Here is a 6,219-nt window from a genome sequence, read left to right as displayed (position 1 = left end):
TGGCCAGACAGCATCAGAATGAAGGCTTCAAACAGCAAGGTGAAGCCATTAAGTCGCCCGGCAAAATCAGGCTCGACCAACCGCACCGAACCGTTGGGAAGTTTCACGCGAGGAGTGCGAACTTGCAGATGGCACTCGTGTTGAAAGAAGTTCAGGTGCCGATACGTCTTGGCCACCGTGTCGTGCACACCATGCAGCCCATCGTGACCCGAGACTGCAAAGCGACTGCCGACTTTGAAGTCAATCAATATCGTCAAGGTCTTGGCACCTTCGTCGAACTCAACCGAGGCAACGCACCACGGGTCAGTGATGCCCAGGGCAGATTCAAACAGCTTGGCAGTCATCAATTCACGCTCAAAAGTTGATCAATATGGCAGAAGCTTACCCACTCAAATTTCAAGAGAACCCAAAATCAAAATTCCTGCAATCGCATCGCCTCGAACAAATTTTGCGGCACCGTCCATGGCTCCGAAAAAATCTGCTTCATCGCCCACTTCACTGCGTCTTTTTTTCGCTTGATCATTGTCGATCAGACCCGCATTCAAATCGGCGTCAATGGCCATTTGCTTGCCAGGCATCGCGTCCAGTGCAAATCGGGCCGAGACTTCGGCAATTCGTTCAGAGCCCTTGGTCACAACGATGAAGTTGATCACGACCAGAATGGCGAAAACAATCAAACCGACTGCAAAATTTCCGCCAATCAAAAAATGCCCAAAGGCTTCAATCACCGCACCCGCAGCACCTGGGCCGGTGTGGCCATCCAGTAAGACCACCCGCGTGGAGGCCACGTTCAAAGACAAACGCAACAAGGTGCTGATCAGCAACACAGTGGGGAAGACGGCAAAGTCCAAGGCCTTCTTGGTGTAGGAGGCCACCATCATCACCATCAAAGCGACGGCAATATTGAGCGTGAAGAAAATATCCAAAACCCAGGCAGGTAGCGGCAGCACCATCATGGCCAAGATGGCCACCACCACCAATGGGGCACCGATGCCTTGCAGAACAGATTGCTTATTGGCTAAAACAGCACGCCACAGCGTTAAAACAGCGTTCATGCAAGACTTCCTTTCTGAAAGCCAGGGCTGTGCGGGTCAAGCTCTTCGGGTACATTGGGTACGGGGCAAGCGCCAGGTTGCGGGCCTCTTCCTGACAAGGACGCCTTGAGTCGGTAGACATAAGACAGCACTTGAGCCACCGCCATGTACAGGGCCGTTGGAATTTCTTCGTTGATTTCGGTGTGCGCAAACAAGGCTCGTGCCAATCGGGGTGACTCCAGCAGCGGAATGCTGTGCTGCTGCGCCGCTTGCCGAATCTTCAATGCAATCAAATCAGCGCCTTTGGCAATCACCCGGGGGGCGCCCAACTTGGTTTCGTCATAGCAAATCGCCACCGCATAATGTGTGGGGTTGGTCAAGACAAAATCAGCTTTTTCGACCTGCTGAACGCTGTTTTGTTGCGCAATTTCGCGCTGTCTTGCACGCCGTTTGTTCTTGATTTCGGGGTTGCCTTCAGACGTCTTGAATTCTTCCTTCAATTCTTGTACTGACATTTTCAAGCGTTGAAGGTGCAGAAAAAATTGCAATGGCGTGTCAATGACCGCCATCAAAAGGATCACCAGCAACAAGAGTGCCAAACCCTCCATGAGCCACTTTCCGGCCATCAAAAGGGAGGCTGGATCATGCTGCAATGACATCACGGCCAACCGGTGTGTGTTGTGATAAATGTACAAACCCGCCACAACGCACAAGCCCATGACAATCAGCACCAGCAATGCCACTTCAGACAACTTGTCTTTGGAAAAGAAGCGACCCCAACCTGTCAATGGGTTGATTTTTGAAAAATCAGGACCTAAAGGTTTTAAGGTGATCAAGAAGCCACTAAAGAGCGCAGAGGATAAAACTGCAAGTGCACTGACCACCAAGGCCAAAGGCAAAGTGGCTGTCAACGCCACGCTTGCCATGGTTTGCACCTGCTCCATCATTGCGTTGGGCTGAGCCAATGTCATGGCATCGAACATCATTTGAGTGCGCATCATGGACAGCAGTTGGTCCAAGATACCCGGCAGCAGCCCGAACAATACCGTGGCGCCACCACCCAAAATGGCCAAGTGCTTCAAATGCTGCGAATTCGGCACTTGCCCATCATCTCGGGCTTCTTGAATTCGGCGCTGCGTCGCGGGTAAGTTTTTATCCTGGCTTGAAGCCATGGTTGTATTCCCATACAAAGGAATTCATTGTTCCTATTCCGGGATAGCATGTCAGTTCAAAAAAAGGCAAAAAAGCAGATCAATTCATCCGTTCAAAGCATGACGTCCACAAGCCCTCAATGTACTTTTCGTTTGAACAGTTTATGAATTTTGTCTTCCAATATGGCTTTGGAGAATGGCTTAACGATATAAGCGCAAGCGCCTAATTTGGCCGCCTTGATGACATTGTCCTTGCCGGCTTCTGCGGTGATCATCAATACCGGCGTAGATTTGAGCTTTTCATCTTCTTTGATGGCTTCTAGCAGTTCAAATCCATTCATGTTGGGCATATTGATGTCAGTGATGACGCAATCAAAATGCCCTGCTTGAAGTTTTTGAAATGCGACTTGACCGTCTTCAGCTTCATCGGCATCAACATAGCCTGCATCCTTGAGCAAGCCCCGGATGATTCGTCGCATGGACGAGAAGTCATCGACGATCAAAAATTGTGGACTTCCTTGCTTGCTCATGGTGGAGTGACTTCTTTTTGGGGTGTGAAATTTTTGCCATCGCCGAGCAATCGGGAGGCTGCTTCATAGGTCAAAACGACCACAGAAATTCTTCGGTTGATTGGATTGCTTGGGTTTTCAGCGTCAATCAAATTGGTTTCTGCCATGCCTACAATGCGCTTGAGCTTGTTTTGTGGCATGCCGCCTGTGACCAGCTCCCTGCGAGATGCATTGGCCCTGTCTGCTGACAACTCCCAATTGCTGTAGCCACGGATACCGCTGCTGTATTGCGTTGCATCTGTATGTCCTGACAAGCTGATCAGGTTTTCGACTTCTTTCAAACCCGCACCAATTTCTTGCAAAATTTCCCGCATGTAGGGCTTGACCACTGCTTGGCCCATGTCAAACATCGGTCTTTTTTGATGGTCCATGATGTCAATTTGCAAACCATCTTTGGTCATTTCAAGCTTGATTTGATTTTTGTACTCAGACAATGCAGGACGTTTGTTAATCAGCCCAAGAATTTTATTTTTCACCTCTTGGAGCTTTCGCCTTTCTTCCAATTCTGGGTTCGGTCGCCCAGTTGAACTGGTTTGGCCTTTGACACCCATATTGCCATTGCTTGTCTCCAAACGAGGTCCACCCCCTGAGATGATGGACGTGCTGTCACCTGCGCCATCGCCCCCCATCAAAGACACTTTGACGGGGTTGCTGAAATACGAAGCGATGCCTTGCAAATCCCCCTTGGAGGTGGAACCCAAGAGCCACATCAGAAGGAAAAATGCCATCATTGCAGTGACAAAATCCGCATAGGCAATCTTCCAGGCACCGCCATGCGCCCCCCCGTGTTTCCCACGCTTGATGCGCTTGATGATGGGTTGTAGTTTTTTTTTTCCATCCATGCTCATGGTATTTCTCTGCAGCTTGTTCAGCGCTTGGCGCGAACATGTTGTTCCATCTCACTGAACGAAGGACGTTCGGTAGAAAACAAAACTTTGCGGCCAAACTCGATGCAAGTGGTAGGGTTGTAGCCTTGCATGCTGGCCAGCAAAGTGGCTTTGACGCACAAAAACTTCTTGCTTCTGTCTTCTGCTTGCTGCTCCATCAAGCCGCCCAACGGCTCCACCACACCATAGGCGAGCAAAATGCCCAAAAAAGTACCCACCAAGGCCGATCCAATCATGGAGCCCAGCACGGCTGGTGCTTGACCGACAGAGCCCATGGTGTTAACCACACCCAAGACGGCTGCCACGATGCCAAAGGCGGGCAAACCCGCGGCGACCCTGGCAACGGCTGCAACGGGTGCATGGCTTTCTTGGTGATGGGTTTCCAATTCGCTGTCAATCAACGCCTCAATTTCATAAGAGTTGAGGTTGCCTGAGACCATCATGCGCAGATAGTCGGTCAAAAACTCTGTCAAGTGGTGATCTTTGACAATGTTGGGATAGGACTGAAACAATTTGGATTCATTGGGCGAATCGACATCTTGCTCAATGGACATCAAGCCTTCCTTGCGGGCTTTTTGCAAAATGTCAAACAGCAGTGCCATCAACTCCAGGTAGCTCTTCTTGGTGTGAACCGAACTTTTTAATGCGGCGGGTATGCCACGCAGTGTGGCTTTGATCACTTTGGGTTGGTTGTTGACGACAAAAGCCCCCAGTGCGCCTCCACCAATCACCAAAATTTCGTTCGGCAATGCATCCAAGACAACTTTGATGTTGCCCCCATGCATGATGTAGCCACCAAAAATGCAGCCCAGAGCAAGCAAGTACCCAATGATGACCAGCATGTTGTGAAGCGTTCAATTCAGGTAACAAATGAAAACGAAGCGTCAAGGCATAAATGCGCATGACGCCAATGAGCACTGATGGTATTTGCTGCTTCGAAAGCTGATCGCTGGATTAGAAGACGGTTTACAAGACTGTTCAAGGTTTGGGATTCACTGCAATTGCAGGGACCTGCTGGCTTGGCCTTTACCCGCACGTGCAGGAGGCTTGCACATGCCGCATACGAAATATTTGGGATTTTCATACAGGTCGGTAACAAACCGACCGCTGCATTCCTTGCAAGTATTCATGGCCAACAGCTTGCTGTGCATGAATTTCATTAAGCGCCAGGCTCGTGTCACTGAGAGCAATTTATCAAGTTCCAAATGTGTCATTTGCTCGCTGTACAGTTCATAAGCTTTGATCAGCAACTCGCCATCGTCTAAGAGACTTGTTTTTTGCATGTAATTAAAAATATTCATGAACAAGGAAGCATGAATGTTGGGCTGCCATGTCAAAAACCAATCGGTGGAAAAAGGCAATTGACCTTTAGGTGGAGATTTTCCAGCCACTTCTTTGTAAAGTTTAAGTAGACGCTCGTAGGACAGCATGGTTTCGCCTTCGAGCACTTGCAATCGTGCTCCTAGGCCAATCAACTTAACAGCGCGCTCGATGTGACGCGATTCATTCAACATGCTGCGTTTAGTCACTTGAACCCACTCTCTGCTCACAAGGATGGTGCAAACTGACTGGACATGACGATGTTGGCATGCAATCGGTTGGTCACGTGGTTGGCAGCGCTGCTGTCTGTTTGATTGCTGAGCAAACTCCATAAGGCTTCGTCGATGCCTCGCATGTGGCAAAGCAAAAGACTGCCAGAGGCAATTTTCAAGAGCTGACCAGAAGTGATGGTCGAAATCAGTTGTGCGACTTCCTCTGATATGCCAAGGCGGTACAAAGCTTGTGCCGGATCGTCACGGATCATGCGCTGTGCGAGCATCAAATAAGTCAGGTTGACTTCGCGAATTTCAGTCATCAGTTGTTCATTGTTCATGGTTCATTCCTTTCATGCGACGATCTCGAGATGCTTTGCTTCGGCCTAGCGCAAAGAGAATTTATGTCTGGATGTTGATTTTTGAACTCATATTTCGAAAGCCAAATAGGAAATAGTCTGTTTCATCTATGGATTTATCGGTCATTTTTGTCAGATCTTTTGGTTCTCTTGAAATTTGAGTGGGTAAGCTTCTGCCATATTGATCAACTTTTGAGCGTGAATTGATGACTGCCAAGCTGTTTGAATCTGCCCTGGGCATCACTGACCCGTGGTGCGTTGCCTCGGTTGAGTTCGACGAAGGTGCCAAGACCTTGACGATATTGATTGACTTCAAAGTCGGCAGTCGCTTTGCAGTCTCGGGTCACGATGGGCTGCATGGTGTGCACGACACGGTGGCCAAGACGTATCGGCACCTGAACTTCTTTCAACACGAGTGCCATCTGCAAGTTCGCACGCCTCGCGTGAAACTTCCCAACGGTTCGGTGCGGTTGGTCGAGCCTGATTTTGCCKGGCGACTTAATGGCTTCACCTTGCTGTTTGAAGCCTTCATTCTGATGCTGTCTGGCCAGATGCCATTTGCCGCCGTCTCGCGTCTTGTCGGGGAGTCGCCGCACAAGGTTCTGGCCGTGTGCGAAAAGTATGTTKAGATGGCCTGTGGCTTGGCAGATCACTCGGATGTCACGGCACTGGCGAGTGATGAGTCTT

The 6,219-nt window shown here is 49.6% G+C and carries 7 protein-coding genes and 2 pseudogenes; 1 reads left to right on the top strand and 8 read right to left on the bottom strand.

Annotated elements, in window-relative coordinates; translation table 11 throughout:
• The 8 genes and pseudogenes from AMM33_RS21465 to flhD all read right to left on the bottom strand — a co-directional run.
• Positions 1-344: pseudogene (locus tag AMM33_RS21465) on the bottom strand (ISL3 family transposase); the annotation flags it as partial.
• 63 nt (positions 345-407) lie between these two features.
• Positions 408-1,055 (bottom strand): annotated as a pseudogene (locus AMM33_RS21460) (FHIPEP family type III secretion protein); the annotation flags it as partial.
• Complete coding sequence (locus tag AMM33_RS21455; protein WP_090143250.1) at positions 1,052-2,206, bottom strand: EscU/YscU/HrcU family type III secretion system export apparatus switch protein; 1,155 nt, start codon at positions 2,204-2,206, stop codon at positions 1,052-1,054. The pseudogene AMM33_RS21460 and the gene AMM33_RS21455, both read right to left, overlap by 4 nt.
• Positions 2,207-2,322: 116 nt before the next feature.
• On the bottom strand, positions 2,323-2,715 hold the full coding sequence (locus AMM33_RS21450) for a response regulator (RefSeq protein WP_090143249.1): 393 nt from the start codon (positions 2,713-2,715) through the stop codon (positions 2,323-2,325).
• A complete protein-coding gene (motB, locus tag AMM33_RS21445; protein ID WP_090143251.1) occupies positions 2,712-3,596 on the bottom strand; it encodes a flagellar motor protein MotB in 885 nt (294 codons plus the stop codon). The genes AMM33_RS21450 and motB overlap by 4 nt, the downstream gene beginning before the upstream one ends.
• A 26-nt stretch (positions 3,597-3,622) precedes the next feature.
• Complete coding sequence (gene motA / locus AMM33_RS21440) at positions 3,623-4,483, bottom strand: flagellar motor stator protein MotA (protein WP_090143248.1); 861 nt, start codon at positions 4,481-4,483, stop codon at positions 3,623-3,625.
• 150 nt (positions 4,484-4,633) lie between these two features.
• Positions 4,634-5,155, bottom strand: a complete 522-nt coding sequence (flhC, locus tag AMM33_RS21435) for a flagellar transcriptional regulator FlhC (RefSeq protein ID WP_090143247.1) — start codon at positions 5,153-5,155, stop codon at positions 4,634-4,636.
• Positions 5,156-5,187: 32 nt separating this feature from the next.
• Entirely contained in the window at positions 5,188-5,514 is a 327-nt protein-coding gene (flhD, locus tag AMM33_RS21430; RefSeq protein ID WP_090143246.1) for a flagellar transcriptional regulator FlhD, read from the bottom strand.
• Positions 5,515-5,738: 224 nt separating this feature from the next.
• On the opposite strand from flhD, the gene AMM33_RS21425 reads away from it, so the two are divergent.
• A partial coding sequence (locus tag AMM33_RS21425; RefSeq protein ID WP_194945677.1) for a transposase family protein occupies positions 5,739-6,219 on the top strand: 481 nt, incomplete at its 3' end.

The organism is Limnohabitans sp. DM1 (assembly GCF_001269385.1).
In the GTDB taxonomy this organism is placed as follows: domain Bacteria; phylum Pseudomonadota; class Gammaproteobacteria; order Burkholderiales; family Burkholderiaceae_C; genus Limnohabitans_A.
This window is presented reverse-complemented; position numbering and strand designations above follow the sequence as displayed.

Excerpts from the sequence above, each read along its gene's own strand:
- AMM33_RS21455 (WP_090143250.1), bottom strand. The coding sequence starts at position 2,206 with ATGGCTTCAAGCCAGGATAAAAACTTACCCGCGACGCAGCGCCGAATT.
- AMM33_RS21450 (WP_090143249.1), bottom strand. The coding sequence starts at position 2,715 with ATGAGCAAGCAAGGAAGTCCACAATTTTTGATCGTCGATGACTTCTCG.
- motB (WP_090143251.1), bottom strand. The coding sequence starts at position 3,596 with ATGGATGGAAAAAAAAAACTACAACCCATCATCAAGCGCATCAAGCGT.
- motA (WP_090143248.1), bottom strand. The coding sequence starts at position 4,483 with ATGCTGGTCATCATTGGGTACTTGCTTGCTCTGGGCTGCATTTTTGGT.
- flhC (WP_090143247.1), bottom strand. The coding sequence starts at position 5,155 with ATGTTGAATGAATCGCGTCACATCGAGCGCGCTGTTAAGTTGATTGGC.
- flhD (WP_090143246.1), bottom strand. The coding sequence starts at position 5,514 with ATGAACAATGAACAACTGATGACTGAAATTCGCGAAGTCAACCTGACT.